23 protein-coding genes are annotated in these 19,984 nt (G+C 72.5%); 19 read left to right on the top strand and 4 right to left on the bottom strand.

All coding sequences use genetic code 11. The features are described from left to right. Window positions 1–8: 8 nt before the first annotated feature. Complete coding sequence (gene ffh, locus ABZK10_RS15460; protein ID WP_353810179.1) at window positions 9–1,589, top strand: signal recognition particle protein; 1,581 nt, start codon at window positions 9–11, stop codon at window positions 1,587–1,589. An 83-nt stretch (window positions 1,590–1,672) separates the two neighbouring features. Continuing rightward, window positions 1,673–3,106 (top strand): GH1 family beta-glucosidase, encoded by a 1,434-nt coding sequence (locus tag ABZK10_RS15455; RefSeq protein WP_353810178.1) that lies wholly within the window; start codon window positions 1,673–1,675, stop codon window positions 3,104–3,106. A gap of 21 nt (window positions 3,107–3,127) precedes the next feature. Here ABZK10_RS15455 and ABZK10_RS15450 read toward each other — a convergent pair whose 3' ends face one another. Continuing rightward, window positions 3,128–4,300 carry a glutamate--cysteine ligase gene (locus ABZK10_RS15450; protein WP_353810177.1) on the bottom strand — a complete coding sequence of 391 codons (1,173 nt, stop codon included), beginning with the start codon at window positions 4,298–4,300 and terminating at the stop codon, window positions 3,128–3,130. Between the two features lie 260 nt (window positions 4,301–4,560). On the opposite strand from ABZK10_RS15450, the gene rpsP reads away from it, so the two are divergent. The 5 genes from rpsP to ABZK10_RS15425 all read left to right on the top strand — a co-directional run bounded on the left by rpsP (window position 4,561) and on the right by ABZK10_RS15425 (window position 7,563). Further along, a complete protein-coding gene (gene rpsP / locus ABZK10_RS15445) occupies window positions 4,561–4,968 on the top strand; it encodes a 30S ribosomal protein S16 (RefSeq protein ID WP_353810176.1) in 408 nt (135 codons plus the stop codon). Window positions 4,969–4,972: 4 nt separating this feature from the next. Further along, entirely contained in the window at window positions 4,973–5,209 is a 237-nt protein-coding gene (locus ABZK10_RS15440; protein WP_281886214.1) for an RNA-binding protein, read from the top strand. Window position 5,210: 1 nt separating this feature from the next. Further along, complete coding sequence (rimM, locus tag ABZK10_RS15435; RefSeq protein ID WP_353810175.1) at window positions 5,211–5,870, top strand: ribosome maturation factor RimM; 660 nt, start codon at window positions 5,211–5,213, stop codon at window positions 5,868–5,870. An 8-nt stretch (window positions 5,871–5,878) separates the two neighbouring features. After that, window positions 5,879–6,586: a tRNA (guanosine(37)-N1)-methyltransferase TrmD gene (gene trmD, locus ABZK10_RS15430; RefSeq protein ID WP_353810174.1), complete on the top strand. Its 708-nt coding sequence runs from the start codon at window positions 5,879–5,881 to the stop codon at window positions 6,584–6,586. 200 nt (window positions 6,587–6,786) lie between these two features. Then, entirely contained in the window at window positions 6,787–7,563 is a 777-nt protein-coding gene (locus ABZK10_RS15425) for a sirohydrochlorin chelatase (protein WP_353810173.1), read from the top strand. Between the two features lie 17 nt (window positions 7,564–7,580). Here the strand turns inward: ABZK10_RS15425 and map are convergent, their stop codons facing one another. Then, window positions 7,581–8,348, bottom strand: coding sequence for a type I methionyl aminopeptidase (map, locus tag ABZK10_RS15420; RefSeq protein ID WP_353810172.1), 768 nt, complete (start codon window positions 8,346–8,348; stop codon window positions 7,581–7,583). Window positions 8,349–8,433: 85 nt separating this feature from the next. On the opposite strand from map, the gene ABZK10_RS15415 reads away from it, so the two are divergent. The 5 genes from ABZK10_RS15415 to ABZK10_RS15395 all read left to right on the top strand — a co-directional run bounded on the left by ABZK10_RS15415 (window position 8,434) and on the right by ABZK10_RS15395 (window position 11,311). Next, on the top strand, window positions 8,434–8,949 hold the full coding sequence (locus ABZK10_RS15415; RefSeq protein ID WP_353810171.1) for a hypothetical protein: 516 nt from the start codon (window positions 8,434–8,436) through the stop codon (window positions 8,947–8,949). Window positions 8,950–9,134: 185 nt separating this feature from the next. Then, window positions 9,135–9,482 (top strand): 50S ribosomal protein L19, encoded by a 348-nt coding sequence (gene rplS, locus ABZK10_RS15410; RefSeq protein ID WP_353810170.1) that lies wholly within the window; start codon window positions 9,135–9,137, stop codon window positions 9,480–9,482. Window positions 9,483–9,555: 73 nt separating this feature from the next. Next, window positions 9,556–10,293 carry a signal peptidase I gene (gene lepB, locus ABZK10_RS15405; RefSeq protein ID WP_353810169.1) on the top strand — a complete coding sequence of 246 codons (738 nt, stop codon included), beginning with the start codon at window positions 9,556–9,558 and terminating at the stop codon, window positions 10,291–10,293. Window positions 10,294–10,297: 4 nt separating this feature from the next. Continuing rightward, window positions 10,298–10,981 (top strand): ribonuclease HII, encoded by a 684-nt coding sequence (rnhB, locus tag ABZK10_RS15400; RefSeq protein ID WP_353810168.1) that lies wholly within the window; start codon window positions 10,298–10,300, stop codon window positions 10,979–10,981. 6 nt (window positions 10,982–10,987) lie between these two features. Then, window positions 10,988–11,311 carry a DUF2469 family protein gene (locus tag ABZK10_RS15395; RefSeq protein WP_353810167.1) on the top strand — a complete coding sequence of 108 codons (324 nt, stop codon included), beginning with the start codon at window positions 10,988–10,990 and terminating at the stop codon, window positions 11,309–11,311. Window positions 11,312–11,326: 15 nt separating this feature from the next. On the opposite strand, the gene ABZK10_RS15390 is transcribed toward ABZK10_RS15395, so the two are convergent. Further along, window positions 11,327–12,451, bottom strand: a complete 1,125-nt coding sequence (locus ABZK10_RS15390; RefSeq protein ID WP_353810561.1) for an aminotransferase class V-fold PLP-dependent enzyme — start codon at window positions 12,449–12,451, stop codon at window positions 11,327–11,329. 184 nt (window positions 12,452–12,635) lie between these two features. Here ABZK10_RS15390 and ABZK10_RS15385 point away from each other — a divergent pair, with 184 nt between their 5' ends. The 7 genes from ABZK10_RS15385 (at window position 12,636) to ABZK10_RS15355 (ending at window position 19,327) form a co-directional block, all read left to right on the top strand. Beyond that, window positions 12,636–12,995 carry a YraN family protein gene (locus ABZK10_RS15385; protein ID WP_353810166.1) on the top strand — a complete coding sequence of 120 codons (360 nt, stop codon included), beginning with the start codon at window positions 12,636–12,638 and terminating at the stop codon, window positions 12,993–12,995. After that, the gene (locus ABZK10_RS15380) at window positions 12,995–14,533 is read left to right on the top strand and encodes a YifB family Mg chelatase-like AAA ATPase (protein WP_353810165.1); all 1,539 of its coding nucleotides are present in this window, start codon (window positions 12,995–12,997) and stop codon (window positions 14,531–14,533) included. Before ABZK10_RS15385 ends, ABZK10_RS15380 begins: the two co-directional genes overlap by 1 nt. Continuing rightward, window positions 14,530–15,756 (top strand): DNA-processing protein DprA, encoded by a 1,227-nt coding sequence (gene dprA, locus ABZK10_RS15375; protein ID WP_353810164.1) that lies wholly within the window; start codon window positions 14,530–14,532, stop codon window positions 15,754–15,756. The genes ABZK10_RS15380 and dprA overlap by 4 nt, the downstream gene beginning before the upstream one ends. A gap of 254 nt (window positions 15,757–16,010) precedes the next feature. Next, on the top strand, window positions 16,011–16,550 hold the full coding sequence (locus ABZK10_RS15370) for a hypothetical protein (protein ID WP_353810163.1): 540 nt from the start codon (window positions 16,011–16,013) through the stop codon (window positions 16,548–16,550). A gap of 174 nt (window positions 16,551–16,724) precedes the next feature. Continuing rightward, entirely contained in the window at window positions 16,725–17,342 is a 618-nt protein-coding gene (locus ABZK10_RS15365; protein WP_353810162.1) for a hypothetical protein, read from the top strand. A 114-nt stretch (window positions 17,343–17,456) separates the two neighbouring features. After that, the gene (locus tag ABZK10_RS15360) at window positions 17,457–18,365 is read left to right on the top strand and encodes a metallophosphoesterase (RefSeq protein WP_353810560.1); all 909 of its coding nucleotides are present in this window, start codon (window positions 17,457–17,459) and stop codon (window positions 18,363–18,365) included. 41 nt (window positions 18,366–18,406) lie between these two features. Continuing rightward, entirely contained in the window at window positions 18,407–19,327 is a 921-nt protein-coding gene (locus ABZK10_RS15355; RefSeq protein ID WP_353810161.1) for a tyrosine recombinase XerC, read from the top strand. Window positions 19,328–19,330: 3 nt separating this feature from the next. On the opposite strand, the gene ABZK10_RS15350 is transcribed toward ABZK10_RS15355, so the two are convergent. Further along, complete coding sequence (locus tag ABZK10_RS15350) at window positions 19,331–19,933, bottom strand: murein hydrolase activator EnvC family protein (protein WP_353810160.1); 603 nt, start codon at window positions 19,931–19,933, stop codon at window positions 19,331–19,333. Window positions 19,934–19,984: the final 51 nt, after the last annotated feature.

The following is a 19,984-nucleotide window of genomic DNA, read 5'->3' as shown; positions in this document are numbered from 1 at the left end:
CAGCCACCATGGCTACCTTCGGAACCCTGTCCGACCGTCTTGCCGAGACGTTCAAGAACCTCCGCACCAAGGGCAAGCTGTCCGCGGCGGACGTCGACGGCACCGTCCGCGAGATCCGGCGCGCGCTGCTCGAGGCCGACGTGGCGCTGCCCGTCGTCAAGGAGTTCACCGCGAAGGTGCGCGAGCGCGCGCTCGGCGACGAGGTCAACCGTGCGCTGAACCCGGCGCAGCAGGTCGTGCAGATCGTCAACGAGGAGCTCGTCGAGATCCTCGGCGGCCAGCAGCGCCGCCTGCAGTTCGCGAAGACACCGCCGACCGTCATCATGCTCGCCGGCCTGCAGGGCGCCGGCAAGACCACGCTCGCCGGCAAGCTGGCGAAGTGGCTGAAGAAGGACGGCCACACGCCGATGCTCGTGGCCGCCGACCTCCAGCGCCCGAACGCCGTGAACCAGCTCCAGGTCGTCGGCGAGCAGGCCGGCGTCACCGTCTACGCGCCCGAGCCGGGCAACGGCGTCGGAGACCCGGTGAAGGTCGCGAAGGACGCCGTCGCGCAGGCCACCCGCGCCCAGCACGACACCGTCATCATCGACACCGCGGGCCGCCTCGGCGTCGACGCGGAGCTCATGAAGCAGGCCGCGAACATCCGGAAGGCGACGAACCCCGACGAAGTGCTCTTCGTCATCGACGCGATGATCGGCCAGGACGCGGTCGCGACCGCGAGGGCCTTCCAAGAGGGCGTCGACTTCACGGGCGTGGTGCTCTCCAAGCTCGACGGCGACGCGCGCGGCGGTGCGGCGCTCTCCGTGGCATCCGTCACCGGTCGCCCCATCATCTTCGCGTCCACGGGCGAGGGGCTCGACGACTTCGAGCCGTTCCACCCCGATCGCATGGCGAGCCGCATCCTCGACCTCGGCGACATCCTCACCCTCATCGAGCAGGCCCAGCAGGCCTTCGACGAGGAGGAGGCGCTGAAGGTCGCCGAGAAGATCGCGAGCGAGCAGTTCACGCTCGACGACTTCCTGAAGCAGATGCAGCAGCTGCGCGGTGCCGGCAACCTCAAGAAGATGATGGGCATGCTGCCGGGCATGGGCTCGATGAAGCAGCAGCTCGACGACTTCGACGAGCGCGAGATCGTGCACACCGAGGCGATCATCCAGTCCATGACGCCTGCCGAGCGCACCAACCCGAAGCTCCTGAACGGCTCGCGGCGACTGCGTATCGCGAAGGGCTCGGGCATGACCGTGACCGACGTGAACCAGCTCGTGCAGCGCTTCGAGCAGGCCGCGAAGATGATGAAGACCGTCGCCCGCGGCGGCACGCCGCAGATCCCCGGGATGGGTCCCATGCCGGGTGGCGGCGGGCACGGCCAGGGCAAGCGCCGCAAGGGCGGCAAGAAGCCCTCCGGCTCGCGCTCGGGCAACCCGGCCAAGCGCGCCGCGGAGAACGCCGCGCTGGCCGAGGGTCGGCCGGTCGCGCCGTCGGGCGCACCCTCCGGCTCGGGCTTCGGCCTGGGCGGCGGCACGGGTGCGACGGGCGCACCCTCGGAGGAGGACCTGCAGGCGCTGCAGAAGTTCCTCGGGCGCGGCTGACGCGACCGGGGCAGCGCGGCGGAACGCCGCATCGTGACGTATCTCCGGGGCGGGTGCAACCGCTCCGGGAAGGGGGAATGCACATGACCACGCCGAGTGCCGACTACCGCGACAGCGGGCTGGAGTTCGGACCCGACTTCGTCTTCGGGTCGGCCACCGCCGCCTACCAGATCGAGGGTGCGGCGACCGAGGACGGCCGCGGGCCGTCGATCTGGGACACGTTCAGCCACACGCCGGGCAAGGTCTGGAACGGCGACACGGGCGACGTCGCCTGCGACCACTACCACCGTGTCGAGGACGACCTCGACCTGATGGCGCAGCTGGGCCTGGAGGCGTACCGCTTCTCGATCGCCTGGCCGCGCATCCAGCCGACCGGCACGGGGCCGGCCAATGAGGCGGGGCTGGCGTTCTACGACCGGCTCGTGGACGGACTCATCGCGCGCGGCATCCGGCCCATCGCCACGCTGTACCACTGGGACCTGCCGCAGGCGCTCGAGGACGCGGGCGGCTGGACCAGCCGGGAGACCTCGTTCGCGTTCGCCGAGTACGCCCGTATCGTCGGCGAGCGGCTCGGCGACCGCGTCGAGGTGTGGACCACGCTGAACGAGCCGTGGTGCTCGGCGTACCTCGGGTACGGGTCGGGCGCCCACGCGCCGGGCCACACCGACGGCGCGGAGGCCCTCGCTGCGGTGCACCACCTGAACCTCGCCCACGGGCTCGCCGTGCGGGCGCTCCGGAGCGTCGTCACGAACGACCCCGAGTACTCGATCACGCTGAACCTGCACGTCATCCGGCCCGACGGGCCGACCGGGCCCGAGGCGGCGCGCCGCATCGACGGCCTCTCGAACCGCGTCTTCCTCGACCCCATGCTGCGCGGCTCGTACCCCGCCGACGTCATGCAGGACACGGCGGAGGTCACCGACTGGGCGTTCGTGCAGGACGGCGACCTCGAGCTGATCCACCAGCCGGTCGACCTCATCGGCGTGAACTACTACTCGACCGTGACGGTGCGGATGTGGGACGGCGCCGGGGAGAAGGTCGTCGCCGACGGCCACAAGGACATGGGCGGCACCGCGTGGCCGGGCGCCGGCGACGTCGAGTTCCTCGTGCAGCCCGGCCCGTACACGGAGATGGGCTGGAACATCGACCCGTCGGGCCTCGAGGACCTGCTGGTCTCGCTGCACGAGCAGTTCCCCGGCACGCCGCTGATGGTGACCGAGAACGGCGCCGCGTTCGCCGACGAGGTCGTCCAGGGCGACGACGGCCCGCGGGTGCACGACGTCGACCGCATCGACTACCTGCGCCGGCACTTCACGGCCGCGCACCGGGCGATGGCCCGTGGCGTCGACCTGCGCGGCTACCAGGTCTGGTCGCTGATGGACAACTTCGAGTGGGGGTACGGCTACTCGAAGCGGTTCGGCATCGTGCGCGTCGACTACGACACGCTCGAGCGCATCCCGAAGGACAGCGCGCGCTGGTACGCGGAGCTCATCCGCACGCGGCGCATCCCGGCCTGAGGCGGCGGGCGGGGACCCGCGTCACTGCTGGCCGGCGACGCCCTCGCGCAGTTCGCGGGCCAGATGCCGCACGACGGCGGTGAGGTCCTCGTCGGCCTCGGCCGCGGCCCGCAGTTGCCGCTGGTAGCTCGCGCCGTGCGCGAGCATGGTGCGCACGCCGTCGAGCTCGGCGGCGCAGCCGAGCCGCCGAGCGATCGGCGCGAGCACGGGCAGGAGCTCCTCGAGATCGTCGACCACGCGGCGCTGGGCGCCCGTGACGTCGACGATCGCGCGGGCGTCCATGCCGTAGCGCGCCGCGCGCCACTTGTTCTCGCGGATGTACCAGGGCTGCAGCACCGGCAGCGTCTCGCCCTCGTCGAGCCGCGTGCTCATCCACTCGACGAGGCACTGCACGAGCGCGGCGATGGAGCCGATCTCGGCGGAGGTCGAGACGCCGTCGCACACGCGCACCTCGACCGTGCCCCAGCGCGGGGAGGGGCGGATGTCCCAGCGCACCTCGGTCTGCTCCTCGATGATGCCCGTGCGCACGAGGTCGTCGACGTGGCGCTCGTACGCGGCCCAGTCGGGCAGGGGATAGGGGAGCCCCGCGGTCGGCAGCTGCTGGAACATGAGGGCGCGGTTCGACGCGTAGCCGGTCTCGACGCCCGCCCAGTAGGGGCTCGACGCCGACAGTGCCTGCAGGTGCGGGATGTAGCGCATGAGGCCGTCCATGATCGGGAGCGCCTTGTCGCGGTCCTCGATGCCGACGTGCACGTGGATGCCCCAGATCATCATGTTGCGGCCCCACCACTGGGTGCGCTCGATGAGCTTGTGGTAGCGGGGCTTGTCGGTCACCGCCTGCTGGAACCAGCGGCCGAACGGGTGGGATCCCGCGCAGATGACCTCGTACTCGCCGAGGTCGTCGATGACGCGGCGCACGACGCCGAGCTGCTCCTCCAGGTCGGCCACGGCATCGGCGACCCGCTCGTGCACGCCGGTCACGAGTTCGACCGTGTTGCGCAGCAGCTCGGCGGTGATCCGCGATGCGACGGGGTCGTCGGGCCGCTCGGCGAGCACCGCCAGCACCCGGTCGCCGACCGGGGCGAGCTCGCCCGAGTGGCGGTCGACGATCGCGACCTCCCACTCGATGCCCACGGTCGACCGCGCCGACTCCGCGAACGGGATCGGGGGCGGGCCGTCGCTGCGATCCTCCATGTGCGCGGAAGTGCTCCTCCCGGGCCGCCGAGCGGCGACCGCGATGGTGCCATCGTCGCACGTCGGCGCCGCTCCGGTCACGCCCGCACGGCATCCGTCGCCGATTCACGGATCCTGCCGAAATCTGCAAGAATGGTCTGTCGAGTTCCGACGTGCCCGACCCTCTATCCGGCACCCGGAACGAATCAGAGCTTCCGCCGAGTGTGCACCCCACGCTCACGGCTGTCAGTTCGTCTCACTACAACACACACGGGAGAATCGTGGCTGTCAAGATCCGTCTGAAGCGCCTGGGGAAGATCCGGGCGCCGTACTACCGCATCGTCGTCGCCGACTCGCGCACCAAGCGCGATGGTCGCGTGATCGAGGAGATCGGCAAGTACCACCCCACCGAGGAGCCCTCGTTCATCGAGGTCGACTCCGAGCGCGCGCAGTACTGGCTCGGCGTCGGCGCCCAGCCGACCCCGCAGGTCCTCGCGATCCTCAAGCTCACCGGCGACTGGGGCACCTTCAAGGGTGACAAGAAGGCCGTGAGCACCGTCAGGACCGCCGAGCCGAAGGCCGCCTTCGTGGCCGACGAGTCGAAGAAGACGGTCCTGAAGCCCAAGTCCGAGAAGCCCGCGGAGCCGGCTGCCGAGGCGGCCGACGAGTCCGCAGCGGACGAGGCGTAGGCCCGTGCTGGCACCCGCGCTCGAACACCTGGTCAAGGGGATCGTCGATCACCCCGACGACGTTCGCGTCGTGACCGCCTCGTCGACGCGCGGGGAGGTCCTCGAGGTCCACGTGAACCCCGAGGACCTCGGCCGGGTCATCGGCCGCGCCGGTCGCACGGCCAAGGCCCTGCGCACCCTCGTGACCGCCCTCGCCGACGGCCGACGCGTCCGCGTCGACGTCGTCGACACCGACCGCTGACGTGGCGTCCACGCCGCGCACCCAGCTGCGCGTCGGTCGGCTGACCAAGGCGCACGGCCTCAAGGGCGCCATCAAGCTGGAGCTCTACACCGACGATCCCGAGCGCCGGTTCACGCCGGGCGCGCAGTTCTCGCTGCAGGTGCCCGACTCGAGCCCGTGGCACGGCAAGCACCTCACGCTGACCGAGCTGCGCTGGTACAACGGGCATGCGGTCGGGTTCTTCGAGGGCGTCGACGACCGCACGGCGGCCGAGACCCTCATCAAGGCGATCCTCTGGGTCGAGCAGGACGCCGACGACGAGCCCGAGGACGACGCGTGGTACGACCACCAGCTCGTCGGCCTCGCCGTCGTCCGCGACGGTGAGCGCATCGGCACCGTCAAGCACGTCGACCACCTGCCCGCCCAGGACCTGCTCGTGATCACGGTCGGCGGCCGCGAGGTCATGGTGCCGTTCGTGTCGGCGATCGTGCCCGAGGTCGACGTCGAGGCGGGCACCGTCACGGTGACGCCGCCGCCGGGCCTGCTCGAGGAGCTGCCCGACGAGCCGCGGGGTCCGCAGCAGGCGGAGGTGCCGGCCACGGATGCCCCGGGCGCCACGGATGCCCCGGGCGAGCCGAACGCCTCGGCGACCGCCGACGACGCGTCGCCCGACACCGACTAGGACCCGCGATGCGCATCGACATCGTCACGATCTTCCCGGAGTTCTTCCGGGTGCTCGACGTGTCGCTGCTCGGGAAGGCGCGCACCGCGGGGCTGCTCGACGTGCGGGCGCACGACCTGCGCGACCACACCCACGATCGGCATCGCACCGTGGACGACACCCCGTACGGCGGGGGAGCGGGCATGGTCATGAAGCCCGAGCCCTGGGGCGAGGCGCTCGACGCCATCCTCGATGAGGCGGCCACGAGCGGCGGCGCCGTGCCGACCCTCGTCGTGCCGTCGCCCGCGGGGGAGCGGTTCACGCAGGCGATCGCCGGCGAGCTCGCACAGCTCGACCACCTCGTGTTCGCCTGCGGACGCTACGAGGGCATCGACCAGCGGGTCGTCGACCACTACGCCGAGCGCATGCCGGTGCGGCTGCTGAGCCTCGGCGACTACGTGCTGAACGGCGGCGAGGTCGCCGCGATGGCGATGATCGAGGCCGTCGGCCGGCTCGTGCCCGGCGTCGTCGGCAACCCGGAGAGCCTCGTCGAGGAGTCGCACGAGGACGGGCTGCTCGAGTACCCCAGCTACACCAAGCCGCAGGAGTGGCGCGGACTCGAGGTGCCGCCGGTGCTGCTGAGCGGCAATCACGCCGCCATCGCCGCCTGGCGCCACGAGCAGCGCGTCGAGCGCACGCGCCGGGTGCGCCCAGACCTGCTCGCCGACGAGGCCTGACGGGCCACGGGGTCCACCGGCGGGCGGGCATCGCTCGCCCCCCGCGTTCCTCGCGACGCGCACGGGCGGCGCTCGCGTGCCCCCCGAACCGGGGAGGATTCACGCGCCGGAAACATCCGGGTGCTCAACCCGAAACACGCCTTTCATAGTTTCGAGACGCGCGAGAGCACGCGTGCAGGGCGACGGAAGGGCGGGCCGGAATGGCGGGGGAGGAGTCGACGCACACCATCGACTCCGACGGCGACACCCCGCCGCTCACGCTCCTCGCCGTCACCCACGGCTCGCCCTCGCCCGACAACCGTGCGGCGATCATCGGCCTCGTCGACGCGGTCGCCAGCCGGCGGGAGGACCTCGACGTCGGCATCGGGTTCGTCGACGCCCAGCACACCGACGTCGCATCGGCCGTGGCACGCAGCGTGCACGCGCCCGACGCGGTCATCGTGCCGCTGGTGCTCTCCGCGGGCTACCACGTGCGCACCGGGCTCGCGGCGGGCCTCGACCAGGTGAGCTCGACCGAGGTCGCGATGGCCGCGACACTCGGTCCCGACTCCCGCATCGTGGACGTCCTCGTCGACCGCCTGGAGGCGAGCGGCCTCATGCCGGGCGACTCCGTGGTGCTCGCGGCCGCAGGCTCCAATGACCCGCGGGCGGTGCGGGAGTGCTTCGAGACGGGCCGCCTGCTCGCGGCGCGCCTCGGTCGCCCCGTCACGGTCGGCTTCATCGCGGCGGCCATGCCGCGCCTGCACGACGCCATCGAGATGGTGCGCGAGGTGCACGCGGGGTCCCGCGTCGTCGTCGCGACGTACCTGCTCGCGCCCGGGCACTTCAACGACGCGGTCGCCACGGCGGGCGCCGACCTGGTCGCGCCGCCGCTCATCGTGCCCGGCGAGCCCGTCGCATCCGCACTCGTCGACCTGGTGCTCGACCGCTATGACGACGCGACCGTGCTGGTGCGCGAATCGGGCCGGCCCGGCTGACCGCGGCCGCCCGCGCGTCAGTCGCGCGCGGTCAGGACGATCGGGCCGTCCTCGGTGATCGCGACCGTGTGCTCCGAGTGCGCGCCGCGCGAGCCGTCGGCGCTGCGGAGGGTCCAGCCGTCGGGGTCGGTGAAGATGCGGTCCGTGGTCTCGAGGAACCAGGGCTCGATCGCGATGACGAGGCCGGGCTTCAGCGGCAGCCCGCGGTGCGGGCGCCCGTCGTTCGGCACGTGCGGGTCGCCGTGCATGGTGCGCCCGACGCCGTGGCCGCCGAAGTCGGTGTTGATCGAGTAGCCCTCGGCGCGGGCCACCTGCGCGATGGCCGCCGAGATGTCGCCGATGCGGTTGCCCACGGTCGCCGCGGCGATGCCCGCGTCGAGCGCGCGCCGGGTGGTCTCGATGAGCTGCAGGTCGGCGTCGCGCGGCGTGCCCACGACGATCGAGGCGGCCGAGTCGGAGACCCAGCCGTCGACCGCGGCGGCGAAGTCGACGCTCAGCAGGTCGCCGTCGCGCAGGCGGTAGTCGCGGGGGAGTCCGTGCAGCACGGCGTCGTTGACCGACGTGCAGAGCACCTTGCCGAACGGGCTGGCCCCGAACGACGGGTGGTAGTCGATGTAGCACGACTCCGCACCGGCCTTCCGGATCATCTCGTGCGCGAGCGCGTCGAGCTCCAGCAGGTTCACCCCCACGGCGGCCTTGGCCAGCATCGCGTCGATGACGGATGCCACGAAGCGGCCCGCCGGCCGCATCTGCTCGATCTCGGCCGGAGTCCTCAGTTCGATCACGGCTCTCCCTTCCGCCTCCATTCTGTCGGGTGCGCGCTGGGCGAACGCCGAGCGCACGCCCAGCCACGGCGACTACGCTGGCTGCATGTTCCTCCGGAGGGCCTTCTACCGCTGGCAGTTCATCGCCGCGTTCGTCCTTCCCGCCTGGCTGTTCGTCGGCTGGGGCATCTGGGGCGAGAGCGCCTGGGGCATCCTCGGCCTGCTGATCGCGGCACCCGCGTCGTTCCTGTCGCTCATCGTGGTCGCGGCGATCACCGCCGCCAGGCCCACCGCGCGCCTCGAGCGCGCCGTCTCCTGGGTCGACGTCGGCATCATGTCGGCCTGGCACCTCGCGCTCATCGGCGTGGGCCTGTCGGGCCCGTACGCGGGCACGTTCGCCGTCTTCGCGGTGCTGCTCGCACTGGCCGCCTTCTGGTCGGCCGTGTGGCAGCTCCTGCGCGACGGCGCGCGCCGCGCGCAGGCGACGTTCGCCGAGTTCGAGCGCCAGGCGCAGATGCCGCCACCGGCGGGCCAGCGGCCCCCGCAGGCCGGCGCGGGCCCGCGCCGCGGCCCCGACGACGGCGACGTCATCATCGTGCACGAGGTGCGCGACCCGTCGTAGGCGTTCCGCCCGCGGCATCCGCTTTGCCGTTCCGCCGCGGGCATGGCAGAATGGTCGATTGTGCTGCCGCACGTCTCTGCCTCCGGGGAGTGCGCAGGGCGCAGGAGCGCCCGGCGAGGCGGCACCCATCACTTCACTTCCAATGACCGTGTTCGACCGGTGGCGGGCACAGAGAGCGACTCATCATGCACATCCTCGATTCCGTCGACGCGGCCAGCCTGCGCTCCGACATCCCCGAGTTCCGCCCCGGCGACACCGTCAAGGTGCACGTGAACATCATCGAGGGCACCCGCTCGCGCATCCAGGTCTTCCAGGGCGTCGTCATCGGCCGCTCGGGCGAGGGCATCCGCGAGACCTTCACGGTCCGCAAGGTGAGCTTCCAGGTCGGCGTCGAGCGCACCTTCCCGGTGCACTCCCCGGTGATCGACCACATCGAGGTCGTCACCCGCGGCGACGTGCGTCGCGCCAAGCTCTACTACCTCCGCAACCTCCGCGGCAAGAAGGCGAAGATCCGCGAGAAGCGCGAGTCCTGAACCGCACCCTGACCGGGTACACGATCGGCCGAGTCCCCCGACCCTAGACTGGGTCGGGGGACTCGAGGGGTGAATGACTGAAGACATCGACTCGCCGCCGCGGGCGGACGAGGCACGGGGGCGACGGCGCCGTGGCGCACTGCTGTTCGTGCGCGACCTGCTCGTCATCTTCGTGGTCGCGGTCCTCGTCTCGTTCCTGATCAAGACCTACCTGATCCGGTCGTTCTACATCCCGTCGCAGTCGATGGAGGAGACGCTCCTCGTCGACGACCGCATCATCGTCAACGAACTCGTCCCCGACCTCATGCCGCTCTCGCGCGGCGACGTCGTGGTGTTCGAGGACCCGGGCGGATGGCTCACGGCCCGCCCCGAACCCGAGCAGCCCCCGCTCGTGGCCGCCGTCGACTGGTTCCTCGGCATCGTCGGGCTGTCGGCGTCCGACAGCAACGACCACCTTATCAAGCGGGTCATCGGCCTGCCGGGCGACCACGTCGAGTGCTGCAACGCGCTCGGCCAGATCAGCGTCAACGGCGTGCCCATCGACGAGCCGTACATCGTGCTGCCCGAGGGCGAGACGGAGGCGTCGGGCGACGACTTCGCCGTCGACGTGCCCGAGGGCTCACTCTGGGTGATGGGCGACAACCGCTACAACTCGAAGGACTCGCGGTACAACACCGACACTCCCGGCGAGGGCTTCGTCCCCGTCGAGAACCTCGTGGGCCGGGCGTTCGTCATCAGCTGGCCGATCGACCGCTGGTCGTGGCTCGGCGACTATCCTGAGGTCTTCGCAGGCATCCCCGACCCGGAGTGACCCGATGGCGCGCAACGTCCCCACGCTGAAGCTGGAGCGCGGCCTGCTCGCCGACGGCGCACCCGTCGTGCTCGCCTGCGACGAGGTCGGGCGCGGGGCCCTCGCCGGTCCCGTCACGGTCGGCCTCGTGGTCATCGACGATGCGATCGGCCGGATGCCCGCGGGCCTGCGCGACTCGAAGCTGCTGCCCGAGCCCCGGCGCGACCTGCTCGCGCCGCGCGCCGCGCGCTGGGTGCGCGCGTCGGCGGTCGGCGAGGCGAGCGCCGCGGAGATCGACGAGCTCGGCATCATGGCCTGCCTGGGCCTCGCCGGCTCCCGTGCGTACGAGGCGCTGGCGGCATCCGTCGACCTGCCCACGGGCGCACCGCTGCTCCTCGACGGCAACCACGACTGGCTGAGCGCGCACATCCAGCGCCGGTCCCGGGTCATCACCCGTATCAAGGCCGACCGCGACTGCGCGTCGGTGTCGGCGGCATCCGTCATCGCCAAGGTGCACCGCGACACGGGCATGCGGCGGGCGCACGACGAGACGCCGCACTACGCCTGGGACGAGAACAAGGGCTACTCGACCCGCGCCCACTTCGCCGCGATCGCCGAGCACGGCCCGCACGCACTGCACCGGCGCACCTGGCTGCATCCGGAACGTGCCCAGGAGGCGCCGCCGCTGTTCGACCTCGGCGTAGGATGACTTGCGATGGATGAAGACGAGTTCGAGGACTACGACCGTGAGGTCGAGCTTGCCCTCTACCGCGAGTACCGCGACATCGTGTCGCAGTTCCAGTACGTGGTCGAGACCGAGCGCCGCTTCTACCTCGCGAACGAGGTCGAGCTGGTGCGCCGCGACACCGAGCACGACTTCTACTTCGAGCTCACGATGAAGGACGTCTGGGTGTGGGACGTCTACCGTGCCGACCGGTTCGTGAAGTCGGTGCGCGTGCTCACGTTCAAGGACGTGAACGTCGAGGAGCTCGCCAGCCGCGACTTCGAGCTGCCCAAGGAGCTCGCGCTCGACGAGTAGCGGGCGCCTGCGACCTCAGCGTTCCGCGAGTGCCGCTGCGACGCGGTCGATGTCGTCCTCGTGGTTGTAGAAGTGGACCGAGAGGCGCAGGTTGCCGTCACGCGCCGCCGCCACGATCCGCTGTTCACGGAGCCGGGCGAGCACATCGCCCGCATCGCGCTCCCCGAGGGGCACCGAGACGATCGTGCTCCGATTCCGCTCGGGCAGGTCGACGGGCGGCCAGCCGGCGTCTGCGAGTGCCGATCGCAGCCGGTCGGACAGGTCGGCGTTGCGTCGGTAGATGTGCTCCGCGCCGAACGTGTCGAAGACCGACAGCGCTGCCTCGTCGCCGACCGCGGCGAGCCAGCTGATCGAGTTGTCGAAGCGCGACGCCGACGTCGAGAGCTCCATGTGCGGTCCGAAGAAGCTCGCGAGCGGCTCGGCGCCCGCCTTCCATCCGGCGTTCACCGGCGTGAGCCGATCCTGCGCACGCCGGGACAGGTAGCAGTAGCCGATGCCGCGGCCCGCGTTGAGCAGGAACTTGTGGTCGGGTGCCGCGAGCACGTCGATCCAGGGCAGGTCCGCCGCGACGGACGCCGCGCCGATCAGCTGTGCTCCATCGACGAACAGCAGGGCGTCGACCGCGCGAGCGATCTCGCCGGCTGCGGCGATGTCGGTCCGGTGGCCGGTCGCGGTCTGCACGCCGCTGACCGCCACCAGCCTCGTCCCACCGTCGACGTGCGCGGCGATGTCGTCGGGTTCGAGCCCGCCGTTCCGGAACGGCACCTGCCGCACCTCGTAGCCGCGGTGGGCGAGCATCCGCCACGGGAAGTGGTTCGAACTGTACTCCCGCTCGCCGATCACCACGTTCCGCCCGGTCGACGACTCGGCACCGAGCTGCGCGGCGACCATCCCCGCCGAGGCGGACACGGAGGCGATCAACGCGACGTCCGACGGGTCCGCGCCGATCAGCCGGGCCACGATGGAACGGGATGCGTCGGCCGCCGCCTCGCCCGTGACGAAGTCGAGCCCGGATGAGACCCAGTCGTCGAGGTACTCCCGGTACGCGGCCGCGAGCCGCACGCTCGCGTGCCCGACGGCCGCCGTGTTGAGGTAGGTGCCCTCGCTCGTCGCCGGAAAGAGACCCCGGGCCTCCCCGATGTCCTCGACGCGATCCCTCTGCGTGTGGGCGATGCGCTCACCCTATACCTCGGCCTGCGCACCGGGGCGGAGCGGGTCGCCGCTGCCTCCTGCACAGGCACCCCCGACGCGCGGATCGCGCCCAGCGCCCCGCTGCCCCGATCGGCGCTGGAGTCCGCTGCCAGCCTCTCCTCGGAGGTGGCGCATGGCACGCAAGGACGAGGTGGGCGCGCGCGGCGAGACGATCGCAGCGGCGTACCTGGAGGAGCTCGGCTACGAGGTGGTCGACCGCAACTGGCGGCACGGCCGGCGCGGCGAGATCGACCTGGTCGCCCGCGACGGCGACGAGACCGTGTTCGTCGAGGTCAAGGCCCGGTCGGGTACGGGGTTCGGTCATCCGCTCGAGGCGGTGACGGCCGAGAAGCTGGCGCGCATCAGGATGCTCGCCGGGGCGTGGTGCCGGTCGGCGCACGTGGTGTCGGCGTCGATCCGCATCGACGCCGTCTCGGTGCTGCTGCCGCCCGGGTGTCCGGTGTCGATCGAGCACGTGCGGGGCGTCGGCTGATGGCCGTTGCGCGCACGCGGGCGATGGCGCTGCTCGGCCTGTCGGGGTCACCCGTGGACGTCGAGGCCGACCTCTCCGCGCAGCTGCCGGCGCTCGTGATCATCGGCCTCGCCGACACCGCGCTGTCGGAAGCGCGCGAGCGGGTGCGATCAGCGGCGATCAATGCTGGATGCCCCCTGCCGGCACGCCGCCTCACCGTGAACCTGTCGCCCGCCGCGTTGCCGAAGCACGGGTCGGCCTTCGACCTGGCGATCGCGCTCGCGTGCATCGGGACGGCCGACGGCGTGGACCGCTCGTCGATCGAGCGCGTGGTGCACCTGGGCGAGCTCGCGCTCGACGGCCGACTGCGCCCGGTGGAGGGCGTGTTGCCCGCGGTGCTCGCCGCGCGCAACGCGGGGTGCGACACCGTCATGGTGCCGGTCGGCAACCGCGCGGAGGCCGAGCTCGTGTCGGGCGTTCGCGTCGTCGCCGTGGCCGGGCTGCGGGAGGCGGTCGAGTGGCACGGAGGATCCGTCGACGGCGGCACGAGCGCGGCGGAGCCCATCATGCGCGAGGAGATGCCCGAGTCGGTCCACGACGCGGGCGACCTCGCCGACGTCGCCGGAAACGCCGACGCGGTGGAGGCGCTGGTGGCTGCCGCCGCCGGCGGTCACCACCTGTCGATGATCGGCCCGCCGGGAGCGGGGAAGACCATGCTCGCGGCTCGCCTGCCCGCACTGCTGCCCGACCTCGCTCCCGAGCAGGCCCTCGAGGTCGCGTCGATCCGCTCGCTGGGGGGCCGGAGCCTCGGCACGGCGCTGCCGTCGCGTCCGCCGCTCGAGAGCCCGCACCACACGGCGAGCTCGGCCGCGATGGCGGGCGGCGGTTCACGGGTCATCCGACCCGGTGCGGTCACCCGCGCGGCCCACGGCGTGCTCTTCCTCGACGAGGCGCCCGAGTTCCCCGCCCGAGTGCTCGACGTGCTGCGCCAGCCGCTCGAGTCCGGCGTCATCGAGCTCCATCGGGCCAGCGCGGTCGCGCGCTTCCCGGCGTCGTTCCAGCTCGTGCTTGCGTCGAATCCGTGCCCGTGCGGGCAGTACGGCGCGCCGGACGACTCGTGCACCTGCCCGCCGCTGACGCGGCGCCGCTACCTCGGTCGCCTCTCGGGGCCGTTGCTCGACCGGGTCGACATCCGACTCGTCGTGCGACGGGTCTCGGCGGCGGACCTGCGCGAGCAGGGTGCGGGGCCGACGACCGCCGAGGCCCGACGCCGGGTCGCCGACGCCCGCGGGGCGGCCGCGGAGCGGCTCGCCGAGACGCCGTGGCGAACGAACGCCCGCGTGCCCGGGCCGTGGTTGCGCACCGCCGGCGGCATGCGGCTCGCACCGGCCGCGACTCGGCGGCTCGACCAGTCGCTCGAGCGCGGCGGCATCACGATGCGCGGCTACGACCGGGTCATCCGGCTCGCCTGGACGCTGTGCGACCTCGACGGTGCGACGAGTCCCTCCCGCGAACACGTGGGCCACGCGCTCGCCATGCGCGAGGCGGCGGCGGCATGAGTCGCGCGGGAGACCTCGTGGTGGCGGCCGGCCGCATGCCCTCCGTCCGCGAGGCCGACCACGATGCGGCGGTCGTGCTCGCGATCGCGACGCTCATGGTGATCGCCGAGCCCGGCGACGGCGTTGCCGGTGCGCTCGTGCACGCGCTCGGAGCCCGTCGCCTGGTCGAGACGCTCCTGACCGGGGAGTCCGCCGACGCGCTCGGTGCGGCGGCGTCCGGCACCGGCGCCGAGGTCGAGACGTCCCTGATCGCTCGGGCGCTCGCGCGCTGGCGTCCGCGGCTCGACCTTCCGGCAGCAGCCAGATCGGTCGAGCAGGCCGCTCGGAGTGGGGCGCGGCTGGTACTGCCGGGCGACGCGGAGTGGCCCGCGGGCCTCGACGACCTCGGTGTCCACGCGCCGCCCGGGCTCTGGGTGCGCGGCGCACCGCACGCGCTTGCCGCGCTGCAGCGGTCCGTCGCGCTCGTCGGCGCGCGCGCCGCCACCGGCTACGGCGAGCACGTGACCACACAGGCCGCCGCGGGCCTCGTCGACCGCGGGTTCGCGATCGTCTCCGGGGCCGCGTACGGCATCGACGCGCGGGCGCACCGCGCGGCGCTCGCCTCGGACGGCACGACCGTCGCGTTCCTCGCGGGCGGCGTCGATCGCCCGTACCCGGCAGCGCACGACTCCCTGCTCGCCGACATCGCCGCCCGTGGCGCGGTGATCTCCGAGGTGCCGTGCGGTGCCGCGCCCACGAAGTGGCGCTTCCTTGAACGCAACCGCCTGATCGCCGCGTCCGCCGGCGCCACCGTCGTGCTCGAGGCCGGCCGCCGCTCGGGTTCGCTCAACACCGCGGGGCACGCCGCGGCCCTCGGGCGCCCCCTCGGCGCGGTGCCGGGTCCCGTGACGAGCCCGGCCTCGGCCGGCTGCCACCGCCTGCTGCGCGAGTACGACGCGGTCTGCGTGACGGATGCCGCGGAGATGGCCGAGCTCGCGGGCGATGTTCGGGCCGACCGGGTCGCCCATCCCACGCTCTGTGAGCTCTCGCCCGATGAGCTCCGGGCGCTCGACGCCGTGGCGCCTCGGACGGCGCGCACGATCGAGGAGATCGCGCGTCGGGCCGGATTCGACGTTCCGCAGGCCAGGGCGGCGCTCGCCGGGCTCGAGGTGCTCGGTCTCGCGGTGTCCGAACGCGGGCGCTTCCGCCGTGCGCCTTCGTCGTCCGCCCGGAGCCGTACGTGACGGCGCCTGCGCCGGTGCAGGGGGCCGGGCGGCGCAGCTCAGATCTACAGATGTAGACGTCATTGTCGATCGAGCGCTAAGCTGAGGAACCCTCGACATTGGACGAGGGGGCCGGGCCGGCTGTGGTCGGTCGACTCGGCGTGACATCCGAATCGACGCCGTACCCGGAGGCGATCACCATGACCGACCGTTCAGCGAGCCCGGAAACCCGCGGGGTCACCCGCCGCACCGTCACTACGGCGATGGCTTGGAGCGTGCCTGTCGTCGCAGTCGCGGCGTCCATGCCCGCCTTCGCCGCGTCAGGACCGGCACCCATCGTGCTCGTCGGGGTGGCCTGCAAGCTGCCGGGTGCCAGCCAGTCGCGGTGCCCGGCGGAGATCTCCCAGGGGATCTTCGCGGGTGACTTCTCGAAGGCGTTCGCGCTTCCCATCCAGGTCACGAACAACACGGCCAAGGCCATCGTCCTGAAGCCGAGCGTCACCGTGACGAACGTCCGGGACGGCGACGGCAACCCCACTATCCCGTTCGTCGTGCAGGGGATCTACCCCGACTACTGCGAGCCGATCGCATCCGGCGAGTCGGTCAACATCCTCGTGTTCGCTAACTCGGACAACAGCGCGAACGACGACGTCTACGCGGACCTCACCGTGCCGTGGGGGCACGACTGCGCGGACGCCGACCACCCGCCGATCTTCATCCCCGACCTGTACGCGCCGGCGTTCCCGCCGTGCTCGTCGAACACCCCGTTCCCGCAGGGCTCGCCCACCTGCACGCCGCCGTTCAACCAGAACTGACGCGCGCTCGACGTTCGCGCCGCCGCGCAGACCCGCCACCCCGGGGAGAACGACGGACGCCGGCAGCGAGACCCCGCTAGTATCCGAGGCAACTTCGCGTTCGCGAGGTGCATCGGCTCGTCAGCCGCGTCGGTGGTCCCGAGCACGACCTCCCACCCCCAGGAGATACGCACCGTGACCGATGAACCGATGAACGCTCCGACGCCCGGACCCACCCGTCGTACGGTCGCGAGCGCGATGGCGTGGTCGGTGCCGGCCGTCGCCGTCGCCGCATCCGCGCCCGCGCAGGCGGCCTCCGGCACGATGCCGATGGTGCGGGTCGGTACCCCCTGCAAGGTGCCCCTCCCGGAGTACATCCCGGGGTGCCCGGCTCAGGTCATCAATGGCATCTTCGACGCAGACACGAGCCTCGGTTTCGCCTTCCCGATCCAGATCGTGAATACGACGGGCCAGGACATCGTGTTCCGACCGAGCATCCAGATCACGAACGTGCGCGACGGCTTCGGCGAGGCGAGCACGCGTGCGCCGTTCGATGTACTCGGAACGCTTCCGGACTACTGCACGGTCATCGAGCCGGGGCAGACGGAGAACGTGATCGTGTACGCCGAGTCCGTGAACGGGACCGCCGACGTGTACTTCGACCTCACCGTGCCGTGGGGGCACGACTGCGTCGACCACCATCCGCCGGTCTCGCTTTTCGACCTCTACGTGTCGGGCTTCGCCCTGTGCAGCAGCCTGATCCCGTTCCCCGAGGGGGACCCCACCTGCGTGCCGCCCTTCTACCAGAGTTGATCGCTGCCCGCTCGCCCGGGCGCGTGCCGAGGACGATCCGCGAGGAGCGTCCGTAGGCTGGGTGCGGGCACGTCGCCGACCCGCGGGTGCCGGGAAGGAATGCACGTGTCGAGGATGCCGCTCGGGCAGGACGATCCGCCCACGCACGTCATCGCGCACCTGAGCGACTCGCACTTCCTCGCCGGGGGAGCGCCGCTGCACGGGGCGATCGACACCGACCGCACGTTCGCCCGGGCGCTCGAGCAGGTCGAGGCATCCGGTCGACCGATCGACGCCTTCGTGCTGACCGGCGACATCGCCGACCTCGGCGAGACTGACGCGTACGCCCGCATCCGCGGCATGATCGAGCCCGTCGCCGAACGCCTCGGCGCCGAGGTCGTCTGGGTCATGGGCAACCACGACGAACGCACGCCGTTCCGCGCGGGACTCCTTCCTGCGGGGCGCGCGCGGGGGAGCGGTGAGGACCCCGTCGACTACGCCGTCGACGTGGCGGGCCTGCGCATCGTCGCACTCGACTCCACCGACGGCGGCTACCATCACGGCCGCCTCGATGCAGCCCAGCTCGACTGGCTTGCCGAGGTGCTGTCGGATGCCCCGGAGCACGGCGTGCTCATCGCGATGCACCATCCGCCGCTCGCGACGCCGCTGCCGGTCATGGAGGTGCTCGAGCTCCAGCGCCGCGACGAGCTCGCCGAGGTCGTGCGGGGTGCCGGGTCGACGGTGCGCGGCATCCTCGCCGGCCACATGCACTACGGCTCCTCGGGGGTCTTCGCGGGCGTTCCGGTCGCGGTCGCCGCGGCGACGAGCTACACCATGGACCTGGCGGCACCGGAGCGCGAGCTCGTCGGCGTCGACAGCGGCCAGGCGTACTCGCTCGTCGAGGTGCGCCCGGGCGGCATGGTCGCGTCGACGGTGCCGATCGGCTCGCCGGCGCCGGTCTCGGGCTTCGGCGCCGAGTTCCTCGCACGCCTGGAGGATCTCGATCCGTCGGAGCGCATCGACCTGTTCTCGCGCAAGCGGTGAGTCGCCCGCCCGGTGCCGGCACGCAGCGCGATGCTGGGGGCGTGCGACAGGCTGCGGCGGTCGAGCGCTACCTCGACGAACTCCGTGACGTACGCGGGCTCAGTCCGCGCACGGTGGACTCCTACGCCTCGGACCTGGCCGATCTGACCGCCTTCGCCGCCGGTCGGGGAACGACGGATGCCCCTGCCATCGACCTCGACCTGCTGCGCGACTGGCTGTACGACGCCACCGAGCGCGGCCTCGCCCGCACGACGATCGCGCGCCGTGCCGCCGCCGCCCGCGGGTACACGGCCTGGCTCCTGCGCCGCGGTGCCCGCGACGACGATCCGGGCGCGCGCCTGCGTGCGCCGAAGACGCGCCGAACGTTGCCGCGCGTCGTGTCGGCGACGCAGGCGGCACAGCTGCTCGCCGAGGCCGCCGCACGGGCCGCCGAGGGCGACCCGGTCGCCGTCAGGGACGTGGCGATCCTCGAGCTGCTGTACGCGTCGGGCATCCGCGTCTCCGAGCTGACCGGGCTCGACGTCGATGACATCGACCGCTGGCGGCGAACCGTCCGCGTGCTGGGCAAGGGCGGCAAGGAGCGGGTCGTGCCGTACGGCGCGCCCGCTGCCGATGCGCTCGACCGGTGGCTGCGCACGGCGCGCCCCTCGGTGCTGGCCGCCGGCGGCGGCGGGTCCGACGCGGTGGCCGCGGCGTTCCTGGGCGCGAAGGGCGCGCGGATCTCGCCGCGGATCGTCCACCGCCTGGTGGCGGACGTGCTCGACGCGTTCCCCGGCGGCGGTCCTGCGGGCCCGCACACCCTGCGGCACGCGGCCGCGACGCACCTGCTCGACGGCGGCGCGGACCTGCGCACCGTGCAGGAGATGCTCGGCCACGCGAGCCTCGGCACCACGCAGATCTACACGCACGTCTCGGCCGAACGACTCAAGGAGAGCTACCGCCTCGCCCACCCGCGCGCCTGACGCTCAATCGAGCGGGAGCAGCACGGCGCGCGGCACGCCGCCGAGGAACAGAAGCGGTGAGACGTAGGCGCCGTCGACGCGTGCGCCGAGGTGCAGGCAGTCGGCGCAGTGCCCGCCCGCGGCCCGCGCGCCGAGCACATCTCCCGCCGTGACGACGGCACCGGCGGCGACCGACGCCGTGACGGGTTCGAGCGTGGAGACGACCCCGCCGCCGTGGTCGACGGTCACGAGGCGTCGGTCGCCGACCCAGCCGGTGAACGCGACCGTGCCGTCGGCCGGCGCGAGCACGCGGGCGCCCGCGGAGGCCGCCAGGTCGATGCCCCGGTGGCCGGCGGAGTACACCGTGTCGCCGGCCCGGTAGCCGGAGACGACGGCGATCGGGGGGTCGACGGGCCACTGCCACCCCGCACCGGGCGCCGCGCTCGTGCGCCCCGCACCCGAGGTGCCCGCGGCACCTCCGGTGGCCGGCGGCACGATCGCAGCGGGCGGCGCGGCGGCGCTCGCGGTGCCGGCGGTCAGCGTGAGGGCGATCAGCAGCGCGGCGGCAGCGGCGGCGCGGGCTCGGGCGTGCGGACGAGGCCGCGTACGGGCGTGGGAAGCGGTCATGCGGACACCTTCGCGCCCGCAGGTGCGTCGGCTCGGGGCATCCGCTCGCCT

The organism is Agromyces sp. SYSU T00194, assembly GCF_040496035.1.
GTDB lineage: Bacteria > Actinomycetota > Actinomycetes > Actinomycetales > Microbacteriaceae > Agromyces > Agromyces chitinivorans.
Note: the sequence above shows the minus strand (reverse complement) of the source record. Positions and strands in the feature narration are given on the sequence as shown.